The sequence below is a fragment of the Micromonospora inaquosa genome (assembly GCF_003857055.1).
GTDB classification, from domain to species: domain Bacteria; phylum Actinomycetota; class Actinomycetes; order Mycobacteriales; family Micromonosporaceae; genus Micromonospora; species Micromonospora inaquosa.
The window spans coordinates 1-24,596 of the sequence record NZ_QGSZ01000149.1 but is presented as its reverse complement, the minus strand read 5'-3'; the positions used below and the strand labels follow the sequence as shown (position 1 = coordinate 24,596).

The following is a 24,596-nucleotide window of genomic DNA, read 5'->3' as shown; positions in this document are numbered from 1 at the left end:
CCCCGAGGTCGAGTACCGCCCCCGCTGAGCGGACCGCGGACTGCCGGACCACAGGCTTCGCCGTCTGCGGCGCCCGGCTCGCGTGAGCGCCACCCACGGTGGGGGCCGGCCGGGAACCCGGTGGCGGGGCGGAGATCCGTTGTTAGACTTGCGGCGTTGGGTTGGCGGTACGACCAGGGAGACCAGACATGGCGGGTGACGACGACATCTCCGGGTGAGACCGGATGTGTTCGGCCATCGGTTCGGCGCGCGTAGGCGCAGCCGCCGAGGCCATGTCGTCGTTCCACCGGTCCCGTTGTCGTCGGGCGCGGTCGAAAGCGCCCAACCCACCCTCTGAGGTCACTCGCATGTCTGATGCGTTCATTGTCTGCTCGAATCTGTCTTTCTCCTGGCCGGACGACACCCCGGTCTTCTCGGAGTTGTCCTTCACGGTGCCGGGCGGTCGAACCGGCCTGGTCGCTCCCAACGGCGCCGGCAAGAGCACCCTGCTGCGGCTGATCGCCGGGGAGCTGCGGCCCAGCGGCGGCAGCGTCACCGTCGACGGTGTGCTCGGCTACCTCCCGCAGACCCTGCCGCTGGTCGGTGACCTGACCGTGGCGCAGGTGCTCGGCGTCGCCGAGCGGATCGCTGCGTTGCACGCCATCGAGGCCGGCGATGCCAGCGAGGCGCACTTCGCCACCATCGGCGACGACTGGGACATTGAGGAGCGCACCCGCGCCGAGCTGGACCGGCTCGGCCTCGGTGACCTGGAGCTCGACCGGCAGCTGCACACCCTCAGCGGTGGTCAGGTGGTCTCCCTCGGCCTGGCGGCGCAACTGCTGCGCCGCCCGGACGTGCTGCTGCTCGACGAGCCGACCAACAACCTGGACCTGGCGGCCCGGCACAAGCTCTACGACGTTCTCACCGACTGGTCCGGGTGCCTGCTGCTGGTCAGCCACGACCGGGAGCTACTGGACCGGATGGACCGCATCGCCGAGCTGGACCAGGGCGAGATCCGCTGGTACGGGGGGAACTTCACCGCGTACACCGAGGCGGTGCAGGCGGCGCGGGAGGTGGCCGAGAGCAATCTGCGCAACGCCGAGCAGGAGGTCAAGCGGGAGAAGCGGGAGATGCAGCAGGCCCGGGAGCGGGCCGACCGACGGGCCAGCAACGCGTCGAAGAACCTGAAGAACGCCGGCCTGGCCCGGATCGTCGCCGGTGGGCTCAAGCGCAGCGCGCAGGAGTCGGCGGGCAAGGCGCAGGAGACGCACGCCGGCCGGCTCGGGCAGGCCAAGGCCCGACTCGACGAGGCGGGGCGGGCGGTACGCGACGAGGACCGGATCACCGTGGACCTGCCGGACACCAGCGTCCCGGGTGGGCGCACGGTCTTCTCCGGCCAGGGGATGCGGGCCCGCTTCGACGACCGGGAGTTGTTCGGCGGCGACGGCGCGGATCTGGTGATCCGGGGGCCGGAACGGATCGCGCTCACCGGGGCGAACGGTGTCGGCAAGTCCACCCTGCTGCGCCTGGTCAACGGTGACCTGGAGCCGGCCGGCGGCGAGATCCGGCGGGCCGACGGGCGGATCGCGTACCTGTCGCAGCGGCTGGACCTGCTGGACCTCGACCGCACGGTGGCGGAGAACTTCGCCGCGTACGCGCCGAGCCTGCCCGACGCCAAGCGGATGAACCTGCTGGCCCGGTTCCTGTTCCGGGGCGCGCGGGTGAACCTGCCTGTCGGGGTGCTCTCCGGCGGTGAACGGCTGCGCGCCACCCTGGCGTGTGTGCTGTGCGCCGAACCGGCGCCGCAACTATTGCTGCTCGACGAGCCGACGAACAACCTGGACCTGGTCAGCGTGGGTCAGTTGGAGAGCGCGCTGACCGCGTACCAGGGGGCGTTCGTGGTGGTCAGCCACGACGAACGGTTCCTCGCCGAGATCGGCGTGCAGCGCTGGTTGCGGCTGGCCGACGGCCAGCTACGGGAGATCAGCGCCCCCGAGCGGGGCTGAAGCCGGGCGGTCCGGCCGGCGCACGCCGGCCGGACCGGGGTCGGCTCAGCTCACGTTGGCCGGGCCGAGGACGCTCTTCAGGTCACCCATCAGCGCGGTCGTCGCCGCCACCCGGAATGGCCCCAGCCGCAGGGTGGTGGTGCGCCCGCCGTTGAGCAGTTTGACGTGCACCTCGGTGTCGCCGGGGTGCAGCACCAGGGTCTCCTTGAGCTTCTCCACCAGCGGTGGTGTGCACCGGTGCACCGGGATGGTGAGGGTGACCGGCTTGTTGGTGGCGCTGGTGCTGACGTCCGGCATGGACATGTCCATCGCCATGATCCGTGGGGTGTCGTCGCGGCGGTCCACCCGACCCTTGACCACCACGATGGCGTCCTCGGCGATGTACTGCCCGATCACCTCGTAGGTGTTGGGGAAGAACAGCGTCTCCACCCCACCGGCCAGGTCCTCCAGGGTGGCCGAGGCCCAGGCCCGGCCCTGCTTGGTGACCCGGCGCTGCACCCCGGAGAGGATGCCGGCGAGGGTGACGACCGCCCCGTCGGGCACCGCGCCTTCCTCGGCCAGGGAGGCGATGGTGGTGTCGGCTGCCGCGTTGAGAATGTGCTCCAGGCCGAACAGCGGGTGGTCCGAGACGTACAGGCCGAGCATCTCCCGCTCGAAGGCCAGCTTGTCGCGCTTGTCCCACTCGCTGTCACCGATGGTCGGCATCACCGTGGTGCTGCCGGTGTCGGCGTCACCGAAGCCCGCGCCGAACAGGTCGTACTGCCCGACGGCCTCCTTGCGCTTGACGTCGGCGTACGCGTCGATCGCGTCGGCGTGCACCGCGAGCAGGCCCTTGCGGGGGTGCTCCATCGAGTCGAACGCACCCGCCTTGATCAGCGATTCGATTGTCTTCTTGTTGCAGACCACCGCGTCCACCTTGGACAGGAAGTCGTAGAAGTCGGTGTACTCGCCCTTCTCCTCCCGGCAGCGCATGATCGAGGCGACCACGTTCGCCCCGACGTTGCGCACGGCGGCCAGGCCGAAGCGGATGTCCTTGCCCACCGGGGTGAACGGCCCGGCCGAGGTGTTCACGTCCGGCGGCAGCACCTGGATGCGCATCCGACGACACTCGGACAGGTAGAGCGCCATCTTGTCCTTGTCGTCGCCGACGCTGGTCAGCAACCCGGCCATGTACTCGGCCGGGTAGTGCGCCTTCAGGTACGCCGTCCAGTAGGAGACCAGGCCGTACGCGGCGGAGTGCGCCTTGTTGAACGCGTACCCGGCGAACGGCACCAGGACGTCCCACACGGCCTGGATCGCCTCGTCGGAGTAGCCGCGCTCGCGGCAGCCGTCCCGGAACGGGATGAACTCCTTGTCGAGGATCTCCTTCTTCTTCTTACCCATGGCCCGGCGCAGCAGGTCCGCCTGACCGAGGGTGTAGCCGGCGAGGATCTGCGCGGCGCGCTGCACCTGCTCCTGGTAGACGATCAGGCCGTGGGTGGGCGCCAGGATCTCCCGCAGCGGCTCCTCCAGCTCCGGGTGGATCGGCGTGATCTCCTGGAGGCCGTTCTTGCGCAGCGCGTAGTTGGTGTGCGAGTCGACGCCCATCGGGCCGGGCCGGTACAGGGCCAGGACGGCGGAGATGTCCTCGAAGTTGTCCGGCTTCATCAGCCGCAGCAGTGACCGCATCGGCCCACCGTCGAGCTGGAACACGCCCAGGGTGTCACCGCGGGCCAGCAGCTCGTACGCGGCCTTGTCGTCCAGCGGCAGGCCCAGCAGGTCGAGCTTGCGGCCGTGGTTCAGCTCGATGTTCTTGACCGCGTCGTCGATGATCGTCAGGTTGCGCAGGCCGAGGAAGTCCATCTTCAGCAGCCCGAGCGACTCGCAGGTCGGGTAGTCGAACTGCGTGATGATCGCCCCGTCGGCGTCGCGGCGCATCAACGGGATGTGCTCGATGATCGGCTCGGCGGACATGATGACGCCGGCGGCGTGCACACCGGTCTGCCGGATCAGCCCCTCGATGCCCTTGGCCGTGTCGATCACCTTGCGGACGTCCGGGTCGGAGTCGTACAGGCCGCGGATCTCGCCGGCCTCCGCGTAGCGGGGGTGCTTGGTGTCGAAGATGCCGGTGAGCGGGATGTCCTTGCCCATCACGGCCGGCGGCATCGCCTTGGTGATCCGGTCGCCGACCGCGTAGGGAAAGCCGAGGACCCGGGCCGAGTCCTTGATCGCGGCCTTCGCCTTGATCGTGCCGAAGGTCGCGATCTGGGCGACCTTGTCCTCGCCCCACTTGTCGGTGACGTACTTGATCACCTCGCCGCGCCGGCGCTCGTCGAAGTCGATGTCGACATCCGGCATCGAGACCCGCTCGGGGTTGAGGAACCGCTCGAAGATCAGGCCGTGCTGGATCGGGTCCAGGTCGGTGATGCCCAGCGCGTACGCGACCAGCGAGCCGGCGGCCGAACCACGGCCCGGACCCACAGCGATGCCCTGGTTCTTCGCCCACTGGATGAAGTCGGCGACCACCAGGAAGTAGGACGGGAAGCCCATCTGGTTGATGACGCCCAGCTCGTATTCCGCCTGGACGACGTGCCCCTCCGGGATGCCGTTCGGGTAGCGGCGGGCCAGGCCGGCGAAGGTCTCCTTGCGGAACCAGGACTCCTCGGTCTCGCCGTCGGGCACCGGGAAGCGCGGCATCAGGTTGTGGAACTCGAACATGCCCTTCGGGTCGACCTTCTCGGCGACCAGCAGGGTGTTGCGGCAGCCCTCCTGCCACAGCTCGGACGAGTCCACCGCGCGCATCTGGTCGGCGCTCTTGACGAAGTAACCGCCGCCCTCGAACCGGAACCGGTTGGGGTCGTCGATGTTGCTGCCGGTCTGCACGCAGAGCAGCACGTCGTGGGCGGTGGCCTGGGCCTCGTGGGTGTAGTGCGAGTCGTTGGTGACCACTGGCGGGATGTCCAGCTTGCGGGCGATCTCGGTGAGCCCCTCACGGACCCGGCTCTCGATGGAGAGGCCGTGATCCATGATCTCCAGGAAGTAGTTTTCCTTGCCGAAGATGTCCTGGTAGCTGGCGGCGACCTTGAGGGCCTCGTCGAACTGGCCCAGCCGCAGCCGGGTCTGCACCGCGCCGGACGGGCAGCCGGTGGTGGCCATGATCCCCTCGGCGTGCTCGGCGATCAGCTCCATGTCCATCCGGGGCCACTTGACGTAGTGCCCCTCCATGGAGGCGCGCGAGTTGAGGGTGAAGAGGTTCTTCAGACCCTGCGCGTTCTTCGCCCACATGGTCTTGTGGGTGATCGCGCCGTTACCGGAGATGTCGTCGCTCTTCTGCTCCGGGCGACCCCACTTGACCCGCGCCTTGTGATAGCGCGACTCCGGTGCCACGTACGCCTCGACGCCCAGGATCGGGGTGATCCCGGCGGCCATCGCCTGGTTGTAGAAGTCGTTCGCGCCGTGCATGTTGCCGTGGTCGGTGATCGCCACCGCGGGCATGCCGAGCCGCTTGGCCTCGGCGAACAGGTCCTTGAGGCGGGCCGCTCCGTCGAGCATCGAGTACTCGGTGTGCACGTGCAGATGCGCGAACGAATCGGCCATGCCTGGCGCCCCCCGGCGGTGTGGATCTTGGTGGTCGGAGCCGACCGGGACCTACCCTACCGAGGTGATCTCGGCGGCTCCACCATCCGCGCCGAGGGTGGCCCTCGTCTCCCCCACGGCTAGTCTCGGAGCATGGCGAGGTACTACGACGTGCACCCGGAAAACCCGCAGCCCCGGGTCATCGGCCAGGTCGCCGACCTGATCCGCGGCGGTGGTCTGGTCGCCTACCCGACCGACTCCTGCTACGCGCTCGGCACCCAGCTGGGCAACCAGGACGGGCTGGACCGGATCCGACAGATCCGGCACCTCGACGATCGGCACCACTTCACACTGGTCTGCCACGACTTCGCGCAGCTCGGTCAGTTCGTCCAGATCAGCAACTCGGTCTTTCGCCTGGTGAAGGCGTCCACCCCGGGCAGCTACACCTTCATCCTGCCGGCCACCCGCGAGGTGCCCCGCCGGATGCTGCACCCGAAGAAGCGCACCGTCGGCGTGCGGGTACCCCGGCACACCGTCACCCAGGCGCTGCTGGCCGAGCTGGCCGAGCCGTTGGTCTCCAGCACGCTGGTCCTGCCCGGCGACGAGGAGCCGATGACCCAGGGCTGGGAGATCAAGGAACGGCTCGACCACCAGCTCGACGCGGTGCTCGACGCCGGCGACTGCGGCATGGAGCCGACGACCGTGATCGACCTGTCCGGGCCGGAGCCAGAGATCCTGCGCCGGGGGGCCGGGGACGTCTCCCGCTTCGAGTAACCCGCCGGTTCGCGTCGGGTGCCGGACGGTACGGGACCGCTGCGGCGGCACCGGTCGTACGCTCAGGGATCGGCACCGGCGAGCATTGGACATCCGGCATGCCCGACGCGGACGACATCGACGCCCTGGCCCGGTCCGCGACGCACGGTGACCCGGCCGCGCTGACCGCCCTGCTGGTCGCGGTGCGCCCGGAGGTGCTGCGGCTGTGCGCCCGATTCCTGCCCAACCGGGAGGACGCCGAGGAGTCCTGCCAGGACACCTTGCTGGCGGTGGCCGACGGCATCACCCGCTTCGAGGGGCGCTCCTCGTTCCGCACCTGGCTGCACCGGCTGGCCGCCAACCGGGCCCGCTCCACCTACCGCACGCTGCGCCGCCGCTGGCGGCTGGAGGCCGGCGGCGTACCGCTGCCCGACCAGGCCGACCCCAGACGGACCAGCGTGGTCGCCGGCACCCGCCTCGACCTGCTCGACGCCTTCGACGCGGTCCACCCCGACCTCGCCGAGGTCGTCGCCCTGCGCGACGTCCTGGGGCTGAGCTACCCCGAGATTGCCGCCCTGCTCGACGTGCCGCTGGGCACCGTGAAGTCCCGGTTGCACCTGGCCCGGCGGCAGGTCCGCCAACGACTCGACGCCGAATGAACCCCGCCGCGCAGCGCCGCCCGTTCCGCCGGCTCGTCGCCGGTGGCGTCGTCCTCGTAGCCACAATGGCCGTCGCGGCCTGCGGCGCCGACCCGGTCGCGCCGCTGCCCGTGCAACCACCCGTGGAGTCCCGACCGTCGCCGACCCCGGCGGCGATCCCGGCGCCCACCGCATCGCCGTCCCGGCCGCCGCCGACCAGCCGACGTCCGATCGCGGCACCGCCCGCACAGACCAGTGCCAGGGGTACGCCGCACCGCCCGGCCCCCACATCGACAGGGCCGACCACGAGCTGCCAGGGCGCCGTCCGCTACGACCTGCCGCTGGCCGAGACCGAGCTCGAGCTGCTGCGGTCCCTCTGTTTCGCCACCGGCGCGGTGCTGCGGATCCAGGGCATCGGCCCCGGTCTGGTCACCGTCGACCGCCCTGAGCTGGTCTCGCAGCACTACGAGGCCGGCGTGGTGGACATCCGGTTCGTCCGCCCCGGCACCGTCGACGTCAGGATCCCGAAGGAGGCCCGGGAACACACAGTCACAGTGGTGGTCCGCTAGTCGCCGGTTCGAGGCCCGTTCATCCGCACCGCGGCGGCCCCGCTACCGCACCCGCACGCCGTCGAGCACTGTGTCCACGAAGTCGGGCCCGCCGTCCACCGGTGGCACGACCTGCACGTACACCAGAGCGCCGTGGCCCGGATGCCGCCCGGCCGACTCGATGATCCGCGGCCGGCCCCGGTCGCAGCGGTACGCCACAACGGTCCACTCGACGCCCGCCCGGCGGGTGGTGCGCGCCGGCGCGGCCGCGCAGTCTCCATGGGTGCGTTCGGCCAGGAACCCGGCAGGAGTGGTGCGCGCCGCCGTGCTGGCCGAGATACCGACGAACGCGCCGGGCACCCCGGGGTCGGCGGCCCAACGGCGGGGCTGCGGCGACATGACCAGCGCCGGTTCCGCTCCGCCGTGGGCGTCGTACTGACCGGCCCAGGTCGCCCCGGTGGCCGACCAGCCGTCCGGCAACGTGACGGTGAGCGGTCCGGCGGTGTACGTGTCACGTTCGGCCCCGGTGTAGCCCGGCTCGGCGCCCACCACGGCGACGGCCGCGATGGCAGCCCCGGCCAACAGCATCCGATACGGGTGACGGGCCACCGGACCGGATGACGGAGGCTGTCGTACCGCGGTGGCCCGGTCGAGCGCGGCGTGCAGCGCGGCGGCGTCCGGATAACGGTCGGCCGGCCGGTGGGCGGTGGCCCGGACGAGCACCGCAGCCACCCGCGCCGGCACGCCGTCGCGCAGTCGCAGGGCGCCGACCGATCTGGGCGGGTCGGACCGGGGCCCGGCGGCGAGCAGCCGGATCCCGAGCCGACCGAGCCCGTACACGTCCGCGCGAGTGTCGATCACCGCGCCCGGCTCGTCCTGCTCCGGTGCCATGTAGCCGGGGGTACCGGCCCGGGCGGTGAGGCCGGAGGCGGCGGCGAGCGCCTTGGCGAGACCGAGGTCGGCGATGAGGACCCGCTCGGTGCCGGAGGCCGCCCCGGCGGCATGGAACAGAATGTTGCCGGGGGTGAGGTCGCGGTGCACGACGCCGTGCCGGTGCAGCACGCTCACGCCTGCGCAGACCTCACCGAGCAGGCGCAACGCCGCCGGCACGGGGATCTCACCACGAGCCAGCCGGTCGCGCAGGCTGCCGCCGTCCGCCCAGGCCAGCACGGCGTACGGCCGCCCGTCGGGCAACTCACCGACGGCGTGCACCCGGACCAACCGCTCGTGCTCCAGCCGGCGCAGCAGCCGGGCCTCGTCGCGGAAGCGTTCCCGGACCCGGAGGTCGTGGCTCCAGTTCTCGGCCAGCACCTTGATTGCCACGTATCCGTCGAGCATCGGGTCGTAGCCCAGCCAGACGGTCGCGAACGATCCGACGCCCAGCAGCCGCTCGATGGCGTAGGGCCCGATCCGTTGCGGAGCCGTCACCGCGTCACCCCCGGCCAGCACGGTCGGTCGGCGTCTCTGTGAACAGTAGACCGGGCCGGTCGGAAAGCCGACGAACCGTTGGGCCGGGCGCGGTGACTAACAGGGCAGAGACCCATCACCGAAGGAGCGCACGATGAACCGACCCTCGATCCTTCTCACCACCGCCGCGCTGGCGCTCGGCACACTCGTCCCGCTGGTCGGCACCGGTCCGGCCTCGGCGGCCCCGGTGCTCAGTGGCAGCGCGCCAGCCTCGACGCGTGCCCCGATCGCCGTCGCCGCGGTCACCGGGCACAGCCACCCACAGGTGCTCGGCGTCGGCGGCGCCGGGGCGTACCGGATCGGCGCCAGCCTGGCGGCGCTCACCGCGGCCGGTCACATCGACTGGACCGCGTCGAGCTGCGGCGGGGTGGTGCACGCCGGCGCGACCGGTTCCTGGGCCGGCGTGCTCATCCTGGCCTTTCGCGACGGCCGGCTGGTGGAGGTCGGTACGGCCACCGCGCCGCCTCGATCCCCCGCCGGCGCCACGGTCGGCATGTCCTTCGACGAGCTGGAGGCGATCTACGGTCGGCGCGGTTCGCTGATCCGCAACGACGCGGGGGACGCCGAGGCGTACCTGGTTCGGGTCGGGTCGCGGGTGGAGCTGTTCACCGGGCACCCGATCCGACCGGGGGTGGGCTACTTCCAGGTCGGGGCGGCCAGCTTCGTCGAGCGGAACTTCCGGCAGGGCGCGTCCTGCTGAGCTCGTTCGGGTGCGGGGCGTCCGGTGTCTACCGGGCGCCCCGCAGCTCGCATCGGCCCGAACGGAGGTTGGGCGGACACGATGATGTCGCGCTAGACAACACTGTGTGCCACACAGTATGGTGTGACACATGGTTAGCGAGGACGTTCTACGGACGCACCTACAGGAGTTGCGTCGAGGCACCGTCGTGGTGGCCAGCCTGGTCGCGCTACGCCGACCGGACTACGGCTACGCGCTGCTGCAACGGCTCACCGACCACGGCTTCCCGGTCGACGCCAACACGCTCTACCCGCTGCTGCGCCGGCTGGAGGACCAGGGGCTGCTGAGCAGCGAGTGGAACACCGAGGAGAGCCGGCCGCGCAAGTTCTACCGGACCAGCGACGAGGGCGAGTCGATGCTGGGCCGGCTTCTCGACGACCTCGCCGCCGTGCAGACCTCCGTCACCGGGCTCATCCAAGGAGTGGACCGATGAACACCCTGACCGATCGCTACCTCGCCGCCACTCTGCGCTCGGTGCCCACCCAGCGCCGCGACGAGATCGCCAACGAGCTGCGCGCCTCGATCGACGACATGATCGAGGCTCGGACCGACGGTGGGCAGGACGCCACCACCGCCGAGCGGGAGGTGCTCACCGAGCTGGGTAACCCGGACGTGCTGGCCGCCCGGTACGCCGACCGCAGGTTGCAGCTCATCGGCCCGGCGTACTACCTGGTCTGGCTGCGGCTGCTCAAGCTGCTGCTCAGCTTCATCCCGGCGCTCGTCGGCACGATCGTCGCCATCGTCGAGGCTGCCGAAGGAAAGGGTTTCGGTGCCATCGGGCCCGGCATCTTCACGGCCATCCAGGTGGCCGTGCAGATCGCCTTCTGGCTCACAGTGACCTTCGCCATCATCGAACGCACCCAAGCAACTGTGGATCTGCCGGGCTGGACGGTCGACCAACTCCCCGCCGCGCCGGTGCGCCCGGGCATCCCGCTCGCCGACACCATCGCATCCGTGATCATGCTGGTGCTGACCATCGGGTACCTGCCCTTCCAGCACTACCAGTCCTGGGTGCACGGCACCGACGGCGACAACATTCCGATCCTTGACCCGGGTCTGTGGCGCTTCTGGCTGCCGGCGCTGATCGTCGTCCTGGTCGCCAGCCTGATCTTCGAGGTCGTCAAGTACCGGATCGGGCGCTGGACCTGGGCCCTGTTCGGCACCAAGGCGCTGCTCGACCTGGCGTTCGCGGTGCCGCTGGCGTGGCTGGCCCTCTCCGACCGGCTGCTCAACCCAGCCCTGGGCGAGCGGCTGAGTTGGCTGGCGGACGCGGACAACCGCAACATCCTCGGACTCTCCATCGCGGTGGGCACGGCCGCGATCGTGGTCTTGGACCTGGTCGACACCGCTCTGAAGACGCGCCGCCAGACGGCGTGAGCGACACCCGGCACGGCGGCCCGGCGCGTACCCCGCGCCGGGCTGCCGCCCGTCGGCGTACCAGAGGCACCGGCCCGCCCGGTAGACGGATGCCGGGGGTTTCGTGGCATCGTTCCTGGATGACCGTGGCACAGCGAGAGGGATGGCGCCGTCCGGGTCCGACGGCGGAGCAGCGCCGCAACGACATCTGGATCGGGCTGGGGATGACCGGGCTGGCGTTGGTCAGCCTGACCCTGGCCCGCAGCACCGGGGCGTTCCTGCTGGGTCCTCCGCCGTCCGGGGCGGAACAACTGTTCTGGACCGTCGCGGTGACCCTGCCGCTGATCTGGCGCCGACGCTGGCCGGCCGCCACCCTGCTGGTCGTCTCGGTGGTGTTCATCGCCGCGCAGGCACGCTCGGCACCGGAGATTCAGTTCTCCTCCTGGGCCCTGTTCTGCGCGCTCTACACGATGGGCGCCTGGGGGCAGGACCGTCAGCTCTCCCGCCGGCTGCGGATCGGCGTGATCGCCACGATGTTCGCCTGGCTGGGGATCTACTACACGGTGATGATCGACCACATTCCGGCGGATTCCTTCTCCGAGGCGGTCGGGCCGGTGCCACCGGCGCTCGCCGCCATGGTCACCGGCGTCCTGCTCAACGTGCTGGTCTTCGCTTTCGCGTACTTCTTCGGCGAGACCGCGTGGGTGGCCGCACGCCGCGAGCACGAACTGCGCGCGCAGGCCGAGGACCTGCGCCGGTCGCAGGCCGAGGCCCGGGAACGGGCGGTGCTCGGCGAACGGGTCCGAATCGCCCGCGAACTGCACGACGTGGTCGCCCACCACGTGTCGGTGATGGGCGTGCAGGCATCCGCCTGCCGCCGGGTCTTCGACCGCGACCCGGGCAAGGCCCGCACGGCACTGACCGCCATCGAGCAGAGCGCCCGCACCGCCGTCGACGAGCTGCGTCGGATGCTCGGCGTGCTGCGGGCCTCCGCCGGCACCGACGCCGCTCCGCCGACGGCCGGCGGCGTCGAACGGATCGACGAACTCATCGAGCGGGCCCGGGCCGCCGGGTTGACGGCCACCCTCGGGGTGTACGGCGACGCGGTCGCGTTGCCCGAGTCGGTCTCGCAGGCGGCCTACCGGGTGACGCAGGAGGCGGTGACGAACACTCTGAAGCACGCCGGAGCAAAACTGTTGGACGTGCGGGTGCGGTACCTGGCCCGCGAGGTGGAGGTCGACGTGACCGACGACGGACGCGGCGGTGGCGGGGCCAACGCCGTCGGGTTGGGCCTGATCGGAATGCGCGAACGGGTCGCCGCTCACGATGGCGACCTGGAGGCCGGTCCGCGCGCCGGCGGCGGTTGGCGGGTACGCGCCCGCTTCCCGCTCGCGGCCCCGGTCGCCCCGCAGCGGGACCCGAGCGACAGACAGCAGGCCACAGCGGGCACGGAGCCATCGGCATGAGCGCGGCCACGCACCACGTACCCGACACCGGTCCGATGATCCGGGTGCTGCTCGCCGACGACCAGCACCTCGTCCGCACCGGCTTCCGGGTCATCCTCGAGGTGGAGGACGACATCGAGGTGGTCGGCGAGGCCGCGGACGGCGAACGGGCCGTCGCCATGACCCGAGCCACCCGCCCGGACGTCGTACTCATGGACGTGGAAATGCCCGGGATGGACGGCCTGGAGGCCACCCGGCAGATCGCCGCCGACGAGCCCGGTGGGCCGGCGGTGCTGATCCTCACCACCTTCGACCGCGACGACTATCTCTTCGCCGCGCTGCGGGCCGGGGCCAGCGGCTTCCTGCTCAAGAACGGCACGCCGGAAGAGCTGATTGAGGCGATCCGGGTGCTGGCCAGGGGCGACGGTCTGCTCGCCCCGGAGATCACCCGCCGGGTGATCTCCACCTTCGCCCGACCCGGTGACCCGACCGGCACCGCCCACCGGGGCCCGGACGCCGATGCCGCGCTGGCCGAGCTGACCCCGCGCGAGCGGGAGGTGCTGATGTTGCTCGCCGGCGGGTCGAGCAACGCGGAGATCGCCGCGACCATCCACCTGGGCGAGGCGACGGTGAAGACGCACGTGAGTCGGGTGCTGGCCAAGCTCGGCCTGCGCGACCGGGTGCAGGCGGTGGTGTTCGCCTACGAGAACGGGGTGGTGCGGCCCGGCGGATGATCGGTGTCCGCCGAGCGGTGGACCCGCCCGCTCCCCCGCCGGACGGACGGCGCGGCGGCGTACCCGATCTAGCATCGGCGCGTGACCAGAACGCTTCGCCTCGACGGCGTCGACCGCAGTTTCGGCGACCGGCAGGTGCTCAAGAACGTGTCCTTTGAGGTGGCCGCCGGCCGGATGACCGGCTTCGTGGGCGCCAACGGCGCCGGCAAGACCACCACCATGCGGATCATCCTGGGTGTGCTCTCCGCCGACGCGGGCGAGGTGAGCTGGGGCGGCACCGCGCTGACCCGGCAGGACCGGCGGCGCTTCGGTTACATGCCGGAGGAGCGTGGCCTCTACCCGAAGATGACCACCCGGGAGCAGGTCGCCTACCTGGGCCGGCTGCACGGCCTGGACGCCGCCGCGGCCCGGCGTGCCACCGACGCGCTGCTGGACCGCGTCGGGCTCGGCGAACGCGGGAACGACCTGCTGGAGACGCTGTCGCTGGGCAACCAGCAACGCGCGCAGATCGCCGCCGCGCTGGTGCACGACCCCGAGGTGCTGGTGCTCGACGAGCCGTTCTCCGGCCTCGACCCGCTGGCCGTCGACACCGTCGTCGCCGTGCTACGGGAACGGGCCTCGGCCGGCGCGCCGGTGCTCTTCTCCAGCCACCAGCTCGACGTCGTGGAGCGCCTCTGCGACGACCTGGTGATCATCGGCGACGGGGAGATCCGGGCCGCCGGCAGCCGGCAGCAGCTGCGCGACTCGTACACCGTGCCCCGTTACGAACTGGTGGTGGCCGGCGACGCCGGCTGGGTACGCGACCACCCCGGGGTGACCCTGGTCGAGCTGGACGGGCCCCGAGTGGTCTTCGACCTGCCGGCCGGCGGCGACGAACAGCCCGTCCTCCAGGCGGCCCTCGACCGCGGCCCGGTCCGCGCCTTCAGCCCGGTCAGCCCCTCGCTCACCGAGATCTTCCGAGAGGTCACCCAGTGAACGTCACCCAGGCCACCCGGCTGGTCGCCGAACGTGAGATCCGCGTCAAACTCCGCGACCGCACCTTCCTGTTCGGCACCCTGTTCTTCCTGCTGATCGCGGCGGCCGGCACCATCCTGCCGCCGCTGTTCGCCGGTAGCCCGGACACGGTGGCGGTCACCCAGGAGGCCGCCGGGCCGCTGCGGGACGCCGGACTCGACGTCCGCGTGGTGGCCGACGACCGCGCCGCCGAGCAGGCCGTCCGCGACGGTGACGTGGACGCGGCAGTTGTCGCCGGTCCGAAGGTCCTCGCGATGGACGATTCCCCCACCGACGTGGTCCAGGCGTTGAGTACCTCGCCGCCGGTGCAGTTGCTCGACCCGGACGCGGTAAACCCGGTGGTGGCGTTCCTGGTGCCGTTCGTCTTCGCGTTCGTCTTCTTCATCACCTCGCAGACGTTCGGTGTGCAGATCGCGCAGAGCGTCATCGAGGAGAAGCAGACCCGGATCGTGGAGATCCTGGTGGCCGCCGTGCCGGTGCGGGCCCTGCTGGCCGGCAAGGTGGTGGCCGGCGCCATCCTGGCGTTCGCGCAGATCGCCCTGATCGCGGTGGTGGCGGTGATCGGGCTGCAGATCGGTGACAGCGGGGGCCTGCTCACCCTGCTCGCCCCGGCGATCGGCTGGTTCGTGCCGTTCTTCCTGCTCGGTTTCGTGCTGCTGGCGGCGATGTGGGCGGCAGCCGGCGCGCTGGCCAACCGGCAGGAGGACATCGCCGCCGTGTCGACACCCGTGCAGCTCGCCGTGATGCTGCCGTTCTTCGCGGTGATCTTCCTGAACGACAACGACACCGCGATGCGGGTGCTGTCCTACGTGCCGTTCTCGTCGCCCACGGCCATGCCACTGCGTCTGTTCACCGGTAACGCGGCCGGTTGGGAGCCGATCGTCTCGCTGGTCATCCTGCTGGTCGCCGCCGGCGCGTTCCTTCTGGCCGGGGCCCGGGTGTACGAGGGGTCGCTGCTGCGTACCAACGGCCGAACCTCGCTGCTCACCGCCTGGCGGGAGCGGGAGACGATCGGCTGACCACGACGGTTCAGCCCGGCGCGGGCGGCACCCGATCCCAGCCGACGGGCAGTGGGGGTGCCGCCCAGGCCGGGTCGGGCTGCCACCTGGCCCACGCCGGGTCCCACCACCGCTCACCACCGTCGAGCAGGGCGGCGATCCGGTCACCCTCGGCCTGGATGGCGTCCCCCAGGCCCGGGTAGCGCCCCTCGACGAGGCGCTGGGCGAACAACTCGACGTCCTTCCAGACGTACCGGTCGGCGTCCGCGGCCCACCACAGGTCCAGCTCGTGGTCCAGGGTGTCCACCCCGATCGGGGTACGCCGCACCGGGTCCTGGAGGTTGAAGTACCAGCCGGCGAAGTCGCGCTCCGGCCCGGTCCAGAACACGTCGATCGAGTGCGCCTCACCGGGGCGTTGCAGCATCAGCTTGCCGTGCCCCGACCAGGAGCGGTGCCCGGCGGCGTCCCACGGGTGCCGCCCGCACGGGAAGACGCCGTCCTGCGGAAAGCCGAACTCGGCCCCCGGCGGGAGGTAGAGGGCGAGCAGCTCGGGTGAATCCTCGACGCAGATCGTCGGGCAACCGAACCAGACCTCGCCGCGCAGCACCTCACGTCGGACCACTGTGTCGCCGGCCGCGAACCGCTCCGCCACCACTGCGGCACCTCCTCGCTTGCCGTCTCTCCCCAACCGCCCCGCGATCTTGCACTTTCGGCTGACGATATGTCATGCCCGGCCCGGTTTGTCGGGCCAGAAAGTGCAAGATCGCGGCGGGGTTGAGGCGGGGGCGAACTCAGGCGTCGACCGCTGCCATCACGTCGTCACTGACGTCGAAGTTGGCGTAGACGTTCTGGACGTCGTCGCAGTCCTCCAGCACGTCGATCAGCTTGAAGATCTTGCGCGCGCCCTCTTCGTCCAGCGGCACGTTGACACTGGGGATCAGGGAGGACTCGGCCGACTCGTACTCGATGCCGGCGTCCTGCAACGCCGTCCGCACCGGGATCAGGTCGGTCGGCTCGGAGACCACCTCGTACGCCTCGCCGATGTCGTTGACCTCTTCGGCGCCGGCGTCCAGAACGGCGAGCATCACGTCGTCCTCGCTGGTGCCCTCCTTGGGGACGATCACCACGCCCTTGCGGGAGAACATGTACGACACCGAACCGGCGTCGGCGAGCGAGCCGCCGTTGCGGGTCAGCGCGGTGCGCACCTCGGTCGCCGCCCGGTTGCGGTTGTCGGTGAGGCACTCGATCAGCATCGCCACGCCGCTCGGGCCGTACCCCTCATACATGATCGTCTGCCAGTCGGCGCCGCCAGCCTCCAGGCCGGAGCCGCGCTTGACGGCGCGATCGATGTTGTCGTTCGGCACCGAGCTCTTCTTCGCCTTCTGGATGGCGTCGAAGAGCGTCGGGTTACCTGAGGGGTCACCGCCGCCGGTCCGGGCGGCCACCTCGACGTTCTTGATCAGCTTGGCGAACATCTTGCCGCGCTTGGCGTCGATGACGGCCTTCTTGTGCTTGGTCGTCGCCCACTTTGAGTGGCCGGACATCTTCTACCTCCGTTGCTACCCGCCGTCTGCATCGACCGCACCGCTCACGCCCCGCTCCCGCCGGCGCACGCGGAGGTGCCGGTCAGCCCTGGTGGAAGCCGTGGCGGGCAGATGGCCCTGCCGAATCTCCGCAATCCTACCGACGTCCCCCGGGTCCCTGTCATGCACCGCGCGCCGCACGGCCGCCCGACCGGCACCAATGAGGGCAGACGGGGCAAACCCCCGCGCCGCGGCGAGCATCATGGACAATCCCGGAACGGTCGCCCACAGCTCAGGACGCGGCGCGGACCAGGTCCACGAAGTACGCGTGCACCCGCAGGTCACCGGTGAGCTCCGGGTGGAACGAGGTGGCCACCAGGTTGCCCTGTCGGACCGCCACGATCCGGTCTGCGGCCGGACCCCCGGTCACCACCCCGATGACCTGGACGCCGGCACCGACCCGCTCGACCCACGGCGCGCGGATGAACACCGCGTGGAACGGTTCGCCCGGCACCCCGACCACGGTCACCGGCGCCTCGAACGAGTCGACCTGCCGGCCGAACGCGTTACGCCGGACGGTCATGTCGATACCGGCGAAACCCCGTTGATCGGGTCGGCCGTCGAGCACCTCTGTCGCCAGCATGATCATGCCGGCGCAGGAGCCGTAGACCGGCATGCCGTCGGCGATCCGCTTGTCGATCGGCTCACGCATCTCGAAGATGTCGGCGAGCTTGCTCATTGTGGTGGACTCGCCGCCCGGGATGACCAGGCCGTCGACCGCGTCCAGCTCCGCCGGACGGCGGACCGGGCGGGCGTCCGCGCCCGCCGCGGCCAACGCCGCCACGTGCTCGCGGACGTCGCCCTGAAGGGCGAGCACACCGATCACGGGTGCCGTCACGTTCGCACCATTCCTCTCCGCGTCACGCCGCCCGAACGGGGCGCCGACCGCACCGGCCGGTGCTTCCCCCGCGACTGCGAGGCTGGCGAGATCGGGCCGCTCACCAACCGCGCTCGGCCAGGCGGTGCGGCTGGGGGATCTCGTCGACGTTGATGCCGACCATCGCCTCGCCGAGACCACGGGAAACCTTCGCCAGCACGTCCGGGTCGTCGTGGAAGGTGGTCGCCTTGACGATCGCGGCGGCCCGCTGAGCCGGGTTGCCCGCCTTGAAGATGCCGGAACCGACGAAGACACCCTCCGCGCCGAGCTGCATCATCATCGCCGCGTCGGCCGGAGTGGCGATCCCGCCGGCGGTGAACAGCACCACCGGCAGCTTGCCGCTCTCGGCGACCTCCTTGACCAGCTCGTACGGGGCCTGGAGCTCCTTGGCCGCGACGTACAGCTCGTCGGCCGGCAGCGAGGAGAGCCGGCGGATCTCCTGGCGGATCTTCCGCATGTGCGTGGTGGCGTTGGAGACGTCACCGGTGCCCGCCTCGCCCTTGGAGCGGATCATGGCCGCGCCCTCGGTGATCCGACGCAGCGCCTCGCCCAGGTTCGTCGCGCCACAGACGAAGGGCACGGTGAACGCCCACTTGTCGATGTGGTTCGCGTAGTCGGCCGGGGTCAGCACCTCGGACTCGTCGACGTAGTCCACGCCGAGCGACTGGAGGATCTGCGCCTCCACGAAGTGACCGATGCGGGCCTTCGCCATCACCGGGATAGAGACCGCCTCGATGATCCCGTCGATCATGTCGGGGTCGCTCATCCGGGACACCCCGCCCTGCGCGCGGATGTCGGCGGGCACGCGCTCCAGGGCCATCACCGCGACCGCTCCGGCATCCTCAGCGATCTTGGCCTGCTCGGCGTTGACCACATCCATGATCACGCCGCCCTTGAGCATCTCGGCCATGCCACGCTTCACGCGGGCGGTGCCGACGACGGGGGCGGTACCGGTGTTCGAGACGGTGTTTTCGGGCACGGGTCATCGCTCCTTGGACGTGCACTGGGGGTGGCAGCGAAAATGCTACGCGCGGTGCAACGCCGCACCGACAGCCAATCAGACCCCCGGTGGCCTGCACTGTGGCAGTGGTCACCAGGGCGTCCGCGCCCACCTGGGAGCAGGAAATCAGGCGGCGGGGACGTCCGCCGGGACGACGAGGGTCGGGTCGTCGATGTCGAAGTAGCGCGGCCACTGCCGGCCCCGCCCCATCCGCAACAGCCGCACCAACGGTCGGCTGCGCGCCGAGCGGGCGTCGCGGACCAGGTCGGTGTGCACCTGCCGAGACAACGCGAGTCGACGACTCGCGGCGATGACCGCCGCGCAGTCCGGGTCACCCGCGTCCAACTGGACGCCGCGCAACTGCCGGGTGAGGTCGTTCTCCGCCGCCTCCCGCTCGTCCGGGCTGGCGTCCAGGGCGATCCGGGCCGCCGCGTACAGCTCGACGCCGAACCGCCGCTCCGCCAGGACCGCGGCCGCCGCAGCGCGGCGCAGCAGGTGGGCGTCGAGCGCCCGGGCCGCCAGCTCCGCGCGGCCCTGCAGCCGTTCGACCCGGCCGGCGGTCCAGATGAGGTACGCCGCGACCAGCCCCACGACCACGCTCGCGGCCACCACCCACCACATGTGCGGCATCGTAGTGCTGCTCCGTTTCGTCCGATTGGGCGCGGCCGGACCGGTCCCGCCGGTCACCACCGCACCATCCGTCACACCGGCTCAGCCCAGCCCCACCCATTCCTGGTCGATGACCCGCCCGTCGGTTGCCTCGATCGCCGCTGCGTATACCTCCAGAACGCGCCGAGCAACCACCGGCCAGTCGAAATTAGCGACCACCTGATCGCCGCAGGCACTCAGCGTGGCCCGTCCGGCCGGGTCGTCCAGCAGCTCACTGAGCACGGCACGCAACCCCACCGAGTCACCGGTGGGGAAGAGCCGACCGGCCCGCCCACCGTCGAGCACCCGCCGGAACGCGTCCAGGTCACTGGCGACGACCGTCGTACCCGCGGCGAGGGCCTCGGTGAGGATCATGCCGAACGACTCGCCTCCGGTGTTCGGTGCGACGTAGAGGTGCACACTGCGCAACATGCGCGCCTTGTCCGCTTCGCTGACCAGGCCGAGGAAGGTGATCCGCTCGTGCAGTTCGGCGGGGAACTGGTCGTACAGGTCGTCGGGGTCACCCGGGCCGGCGACGAGCAGCCGCAGACCGGGCCGGGTCGCGGCCAACGCCACGAACGCGTCGCGCAACACCGGAAAGCCCTTGCGAGCCTCGGTGAACCGGCCCAGGAAGCCGAGCGTGCCCCCGGTGCCGGCCGCGCACTCCCCCGGCCAGCCCGGCAACGGCTCAGCGTCGGCGAACTTCGCCACCGCCACCCCGTTGGGAATCTCCACCGCACCGCCGTCCATGTGCTCGACCTGCACCTTGCGGGCCAGGGCGCTCACCGCGATCCGGGCCGTGATCCGCTCCAACACGATCTGGAGCACGCCCTGCGCGGCAGCGAGGACCCGGGAACGGGTCATCGCGGTGTGGAACGTGGCCACCACCGGACCACGGGCGGAGAGCACCGCCAGCAGCGACAGGCTCAACGTGAGCGGCTCGTGCACGTGCAGCACGTCGAAGTCACCATTGGTGATCCACCGCCGCACCCGGGCGGTCGACACCGGGCCGAACGCGATCCGGGCCACCGAACCGTTGTACGGCAGCGGAACGGCACGCCCGGCGGACACCACGTACTCCGGCAGCGGTGAATCCTCATCAGCCGGCGCGAGCACGCTGACCTCGTGGCCCAGCGCGATCAGCGCCTCGGCGAGGTCCATGACGTGGTTCTGCACCCCACCGGGCACGTCGAAGGAGTACGGGCACACGATGCCGATCCGCATCCGTCAGCCCACCTCCTCAGGCCTGGCCGGGGGCCGACGAGGACGGCGCCGCGCCCTCCCCCGACCTCGCCTGGTCCAGCCACATCCGCTGCAACATGTGCCAGTCTTCCGGATGCCGGGCGATACCCGCCGCCAGACGGTCGGCGATCAGTTGGGTCAGCGACCGGACCCGCTGGTCCAGGGGGCCCACCTCGGGCCCCGGCACCGGCAGCGGGCCAGCCAGCGACGCGCAGGCGGCGTCCGGTTCGTACCACATCGAGGCCACGTAGAGCGGCGCGCCGGTGTGCAACGCGAGCAACGCCGGCCCGGCGGGCATCCGGGTCTTCCCACCGAAGAAGTCCACCTCCACCCCACGGGCGGAGAGGTCACGGTCGGCCAGCAGCGGCACCACCGCACCGGCCCGGAGCCGGTCCAGCAACACGTCGAACGCCGGACGCGGCCCCCCGTGGGTCGGCAGGATCTCCATCCCCAGAGCCTCGCGGAAGGCCAGGAAACGCCTGTACACGCCCTCCGGCTTGAGCCGCTCCATGACCGTGGAGATCGGCCAACCGGTGGCCGCCACCCAGGCGCCCGCGGCATCCCAGTTGCCGGCGTGCGGCAACGCCACCACCGCGCCCCGGCCGGCGGCCACGTCGGCGGCGAGCAGCTCGGCGCCGTCGAGCCGGAAACCGGACAGGATCTGCGACCGGCTCAGGGCGGGCAGCCGGAACGCCTCCATCCAGTACCGGGCGTACGAGCGCAACCCGCGCTTGACGAGATCGTCCAACTCGGCGTCGGGCAGCTCCGGGCCGACCACCCGGCGCAGGTTCGCGCGCAGTCGGGCCGTACCCCCGCCGCCGGTGCGGTGGGCGCGGTCCGCGCCCGCCTGGAACGCCGCCGCCACCAACGGCCGGGGTAGCGCGCGGAGCACCCGCCAACCGGCGATGTAGCTCAGCTCGGTGAGGTTCACGCGGCTCGGCCGCCGGTCGTCCGACGTCGGGCCGCCCGCCCGCCACTCACGCCTGGCCGTCCGGCTGGAGCTGCTGGGCCTGGCGGTAGACGTGCGTCATCCGCTGCCCCACCGTGAAGATCGACACGGCGGCGAGCAGCCAGAGCGCGATCTCCAACGCCGGCTTCACGTTCAAGCCGGTGAGGATGCCGCCGACCCCGACGATCAGCAGTCGCTCGGTCCGTTCGGCGATGCCCACGTTGCAGGTCATGCCGAGCCCTTCGGCGCGGGCCTTGACATAGGAGACGAGGCTGCCGGCGGCCAGGCAGACCAACGCCGCCGCCACCCCGGAGTAGTTGCCCTGGGTGGCCAACCAGTACGCGACCGCGCCGAAAACGGCGCTGTCGGCGACCCGGTCCATGCTTGAGTCGAGGAACGCCCCGAACCTGGTGGAGCCACCGCTCATCCGGGCCATCGTCCCGTCGAGCAGGTCGGTGAGCGCGAACAGGGTGACGATCAACGCGCCCGCGACCAGGTGGCCGCGAGCACCGAAGCCGAGCGCGCCGACGAGCACACCAACGGTGCCCGCGACGGTGACGGCATTGGGGGTGACGCCCGCGCGCAGCAGGGCGCGGGCAATCGGCTCGACGACGCGGGTCATCCCCGCGCGGGCCGACACTTGGAAGATCTTCGCCATGGCGGTCCCCACGATAACGGTCCGCCCAGCTCCGGCGATACGGACGGTACCGCCGACCCGCCCGGGGGAGGCTTGTGCCTACCCGGCAACGGGTGTGAGATCGAGCCGGGAGGTGAGCCAGCTCACCCGTCCGCCCGTCCCGTTCCCGCTGTGCAGCAGACCACCGGAGGATATCGCCGCGCACTCGCCCCGGGCCGCTTCCCGTCGCGCGGCGGTCGCCACCACCACCGGCTGAGGGAGGTGCGCCCCATGGCGCAGAAGAGTCAAGAGAAGGGTTCCACCGGCGGCACGCCGGTGGTCACCGAGCCCGAGCGTGTTCGCAACGTCGTACTCGTCGGGCACTCCGGGGCGGGCAAGACCACCCTGGTCGAGGCCCTGCTCGCGGCGACCGGCACGATCGGCCGCGCCGGCACCGTGGCCGACGGCAGCACGGTCGGCGACCACGACCCCGCCGCCGTACGCCAGCAGCGCTCGGTCAGCCTGTCCTGCGCGCCGCTGCTGCACAACGGCATCAAGGTCAACCTGCTGGACACCCCCGGGTACGCCGACTTCGTCGGTGAGCTGCGCGCCGGGCTGCGGGCCGCCGACGCCGCGCTCTTCGTGGTCTCCGCCGCGGGCGGCATGGACGCGGCCACCGTCGCCCTGTGGGAGGAGTGCGCCGCCGTCGACATGCCCCGCGCGGTCGCGGTGGCCCGACTGGACCAGCCCCGCGCCGACGTCGACGAGACGGTGGCGCTCTGCCAGCGCCTCTTCGGCGACAACGTGATGCCGCTCTACCTGCCGATGCTCGGCGACGACGGGGTGTCCACCGAAGGTCTGCTCGGCCTGATCACCCGCCGGGTCTTCGACTACAGCGCCGGGCTCCCGGCCGACGTCCGCGACCCGGACCCGGAGCACCAGCGGGCCATCGACGAGTCCCGCGACGAACTGATCGAGGGGATCATCGCCGAGAGCGAGGACGAGACCCTGATGGACCGCTACCTCGACGGCGAGGAGATCAGCACCGAGGTGCTCATCGACGACCTGGAGACGGCCGTCGCCCGGGGTCACTTCTACCCGGTGGTGCCGGTCTGCGCGGCGACCGGGGTCGGCCTGGACGTCCTGCTGGAGGTGCTGACCGCCGCGTTCCCCTCGCCACTGGAGCACGAGTTGCCGGCGGTGACCGGCGTGGACGGCTCGCCGCGTCCGCCGCTGAGCTGCGATCCGACCGGGCCGCTCGTCGCCGAGGTCGTCAAGACCACAGTCGACCGGCACGTCGGTCGGGTCTCGCTGGTCCGGGTCTTCTCCGGCACGCTGCGCCCCGACCAGACGGTGCACATCTGCGGGCACGGCATGGCCGAGCGCGGGCACCCCGACCACGACGCCGACGAGCGCGTCGGGCACATCTACACCCCGCTGGGCGCCACCCTGCGTGAGGTGTCGCTCTGCGTGGCCGGCGACATCTGCGCGATCACCAAGTCGGGCAGCGCCGAGACCGGCGACACCATCTCGGCCAAGGACGACCCCCTGCTGATCGCCCCCTGGGAGATGCCGGAGCCGCTGCTGCCGGTGGCGATCGTCGCCCGGAGCCGCGCCGACGAGGACGCCCTGGCCCGCAACCTCGCCCGCCTGGTCGCCGGCGACCCCACCCTGCGGCTGGAGCGCAACCCGGAGACCCGCCAACTGGTGCTCTGGTGCATGGGCGAGGCGCACGCGGACGTGGTGCTCGACCGGCTGCGCGCCGGCGGCGTCGAGCTGGACACCGAGCCGGTCAAGGTGTCGCTGCGCGAGACGCTGACAGTGCCCGCGAAGGGGCACGGCCGGCATGTCAAGCAGTCCGGCGGCCACGGCCAGTACGCGGTCTGCGACATCGAGGTCGAGCCGCTACCCCGAGGCAGTGGCTTCGAGTTCGTCGACCGGGTCGTCGGCGGCGCGGTGCCGCACAACTACATCCCGTCGGTGGAGAAGGGCGTCCGCGCCCAACTGGAACGCGGGCTGGTCGCCGGCCACCCGGTGGTGGACCTGCGGGTGACCCTGGTCGACGGCAAGTCGCACAGCGTCGACTCCTCCGACGCGGCCTTCCAGACCGCCGGCGCGCTGGCGCTGCGCGACGCCGCCGAGCGTGGCCAGCCGGCCCTGCTGGAGCCGATCGACGAGGTGACCATCCGGGTTCCGGACGGCGCGGTGGGCGCGGTGCTGGGTGACCTGTCCGGCCGACGCGGCCGGGTGCTCGGCACCGAACCGGACCCGGACACCGAGGGCCGTACCCTCGTCCGCGCCGAAGTGCCCGCGACCGAACTGCTTCGCTACGCCGTCGAGCTGCGCTCCATGACGGCCGGCACCGGCACCTTCCGCCGCCACTTCGTCCGCCACGACCCCATGCCCGCCCACCTGGCCGACCAGGTCCGCAAAGAACAAACCCCGTAAC

Annotated in this window: 22 protein-coding genes; 12 read left to right on the top strand and 10 right to left on the bottom strand. The window is 71.3% G+C overall.

The features are described from left to right. The first annotated feature begins 347 nt into the window (after positions 1–347). Positions 348–1,985: a ribosomal protection-like ABC-F family protein gene (abc-f, locus tag DLJ59_RS06750; protein ID WP_124771646.1), complete on the top strand. Its 1,638-nt coding sequence runs from the start codon at positions 348–350 to the stop codon at positions 1,983–1,985. 45 nt (positions 1,986–2,030) lie between these two features. Here the strand turns inward: abc-f and dnaE are convergent, their stop codons facing one another. Further along, entirely contained in the window at positions 2,031–5,561 is a 3,531-nt protein-coding gene (gene dnaE, locus DLJ59_RS06745) for a DNA polymerase III subunit alpha (RefSeq protein ID WP_124771645.1), read from the bottom strand. A 132-nt stretch (positions 5,562–5,693) separates the two neighbouring features. Here dnaE and DLJ59_RS06740 point away from each other — a divergent pair, with 132 nt between their 5' ends. From DLJ59_RS06740 to DLJ59_RS06730, 3 genes are all read left to right on the top strand, one after another. After that, a complete protein-coding gene (locus tag DLJ59_RS06740; protein ID WP_124771644.1) occupies positions 5,694–6,314 on the top strand; it encodes an L-threonylcarbamoyladenylate synthase in 621 nt (206 codons plus the stop codon). Between the two features lie 98 nt (positions 6,315–6,412). After that, on the top strand, positions 6,413–6,952 hold the full coding sequence (locus DLJ59_RS06735) for an RNA polymerase sigma factor (RefSeq protein WP_124771643.1): 540 nt from the start codon (positions 6,413–6,415) through the stop codon (positions 6,950–6,952). Further along, entirely contained in the window at positions 6,949–7,500 is a 552-nt protein-coding gene (locus DLJ59_RS06730; protein WP_124771642.1) for a hypothetical protein, read from the top strand. Before DLJ59_RS06735 ends, DLJ59_RS06730 begins: the two co-directional genes overlap by 4 nt. 42 nt (positions 7,501–7,542) lie before the next feature. Here DLJ59_RS06730 and DLJ59_RS06725 read toward each other — a convergent pair whose 3' ends face one another. Beyond that, on the bottom strand, positions 7,543–8,907 hold the full coding sequence (locus DLJ59_RS06725; RefSeq protein ID WP_124771641.1) for a serine/threonine-protein kinase: 1,365 nt from the start codon (positions 8,905–8,907) through the stop codon (positions 7,543–7,545). A gap of 133 nt (positions 8,908–9,040) precedes the next feature. Here DLJ59_RS06725 and DLJ59_RS06720 point away from each other — a divergent pair, with 133 nt between their 5' ends. From DLJ59_RS06720 to DLJ59_RS06690, 7 genes are all read left to right on the top strand, one after another. Continuing rightward, complete coding sequence (locus DLJ59_RS06720; RefSeq protein ID WP_124771640.1) at positions 9,041–9,646, top strand: hypothetical protein; 606 nt, start codon at positions 9,041–9,043, stop codon at positions 9,644–9,646. Between the two features lie 130 nt (positions 9,647–9,776). Next, positions 9,777–10,118 carry a PadR family transcriptional regulator gene (locus DLJ59_RS06715; RefSeq protein ID WP_124771639.1) on the top strand — a complete coding sequence of 114 codons (342 nt, stop codon included), beginning with the start codon at positions 9,777–9,779 and terminating at the stop codon, positions 10,116–10,118. Beyond that, complete coding sequence (locus DLJ59_RS06710) at positions 10,115–11,062, top strand: permease prefix domain 1-containing protein (RefSeq protein WP_124771638.1); 948 nt, start codon at positions 10,115–10,117, stop codon at positions 11,060–11,062. The genes DLJ59_RS06715 and DLJ59_RS06710 overlap by 4 nt, the downstream gene beginning before the upstream one ends. Positions 11,063–11,181: 119 nt before the next feature. Further along, a complete protein-coding gene (locus DLJ59_RS06705; protein ID WP_124771637.1) occupies positions 11,182–12,507 on the top strand; it encodes a sensor histidine kinase in 1,326 nt (441 codons plus the stop codon). Continuing rightward, positions 12,504–13,220, top strand: a complete 717-nt coding sequence (locus DLJ59_RS06700; protein WP_124771636.1) for a response regulator — start codon at positions 12,504–12,506, stop codon at positions 13,218–13,220. Before DLJ59_RS06705 ends, DLJ59_RS06700 begins: the two co-directional genes overlap by 4 nt. Positions 13,221–13,301: 81 nt before the next feature. Then, complete coding sequence (locus DLJ59_RS06695; RefSeq protein ID WP_124771635.1) at positions 13,302–14,195, top strand: ABC transporter ATP-binding protein; 894 nt, start codon at positions 13,302–13,304, stop codon at positions 14,193–14,195. After that, positions 14,192–15,253, top strand: coding sequence for an ABC transporter permease (locus DLJ59_RS06690; protein ID WP_124771634.1), 1,062 nt, complete (start codon positions 14,192–14,194; stop codon positions 15,251–15,253). Before DLJ59_RS06695 ends, DLJ59_RS06690 begins: the two co-directional genes overlap by 4 nt. Positions 15,254–15,263: 10 nt before the next feature. On the opposite strand, the gene DLJ59_RS06685 is transcribed toward DLJ59_RS06690, so the two are convergent. The 8 genes from DLJ59_RS06685 to pgsA all read right to left on the bottom strand — a co-directional run bounded on the left by DLJ59_RS06685 (position 15,264) and on the right by pgsA (position 22,189). Next, positions 15,264–15,884, bottom strand: a complete 621-nt coding sequence (locus DLJ59_RS06685; RefSeq protein WP_244235862.1) for a ribonuclease FAU-1 family protein — start codon at positions 15,882–15,884, stop codon at positions 15,264–15,266. Between the two features lie 139 nt (positions 15,885–16,023). Beyond that, positions 16,024–16,776, bottom strand: a complete 753-nt coding sequence (locus DLJ59_RS06680) for a YebC/PmpR family DNA-binding transcriptional regulator (RefSeq protein WP_124771632.1) — start codon at positions 16,774–16,776, stop codon at positions 16,024–16,026. Between the two features lie 271 nt (positions 16,777–17,047). Beyond that, on the bottom strand, positions 17,048–17,653 hold the full coding sequence (gene pdxT / locus DLJ59_RS06675) for a pyridoxal 5'-phosphate synthase glutaminase subunit PdxT (protein WP_124771631.1): 606 nt from the start codon (positions 17,651–17,653) through the stop codon (positions 17,048–17,050). Positions 17,654–17,753: 100 nt separating this feature from the next. Next, positions 17,754–18,671, bottom strand: a complete 918-nt coding sequence (gene pdxS, locus DLJ59_RS06670; RefSeq protein WP_124771630.1) for a pyridoxal 5'-phosphate synthase lyase subunit PdxS — start codon at positions 18,669–18,671, stop codon at positions 17,754–17,756. Positions 18,672–18,818: 147 nt separating this feature from the next. Further along, the gene (locus DLJ59_RS06665) at positions 18,819–19,322 is read right to left on the bottom strand and encodes a hypothetical protein (protein ID WP_124771629.1); all 504 of its coding nucleotides are present in this window, start codon (positions 19,320–19,322) and stop codon (positions 18,819–18,821) included. Between the two features lie 81 nt (positions 19,323–19,403). Next, on the bottom strand, positions 19,404–20,564 hold the full coding sequence (locus DLJ59_RS06660) for a glycosyltransferase family 4 protein (protein ID WP_124771628.1): 1,161 nt from the start codon (positions 20,562–20,564) through the stop codon (positions 19,404–19,406). A gap of 16 nt (positions 20,565–20,580) precedes the next feature. Continuing rightward, on the bottom strand, positions 20,581–21,513 hold the full coding sequence (locus DLJ59_RS06655; protein WP_124771627.1) for a phosphatidylinositol mannoside acyltransferase: 933 nt from the start codon (positions 21,511–21,513) through the stop codon (positions 20,581–20,583). Between the two features lie 46 nt (positions 21,514–21,559). Then, on the bottom strand, positions 21,560–22,189 hold the full coding sequence (pgsA, locus tag DLJ59_RS06650; RefSeq protein ID WP_030336879.1) for a phosphatidylinositol phosphate synthase: 630 nt from the start codon (positions 22,187–22,189) through the stop codon (positions 21,560–21,562). A 249-nt stretch (positions 22,190–22,438) separates the two neighbouring features. Between pgsA and DLJ59_RS06645 the strand changes: the two genes are divergently transcribed. Beyond that, a complete protein-coding gene (locus DLJ59_RS06645; RefSeq protein ID WP_124771626.1) occupies positions 22,439–24,595 on the top strand; it encodes an elongation factor G-like protein EF-G2 in 2,157 nt (718 codons plus the stop codon). Position 24,596 lies beyond the last annotated feature (1 nt).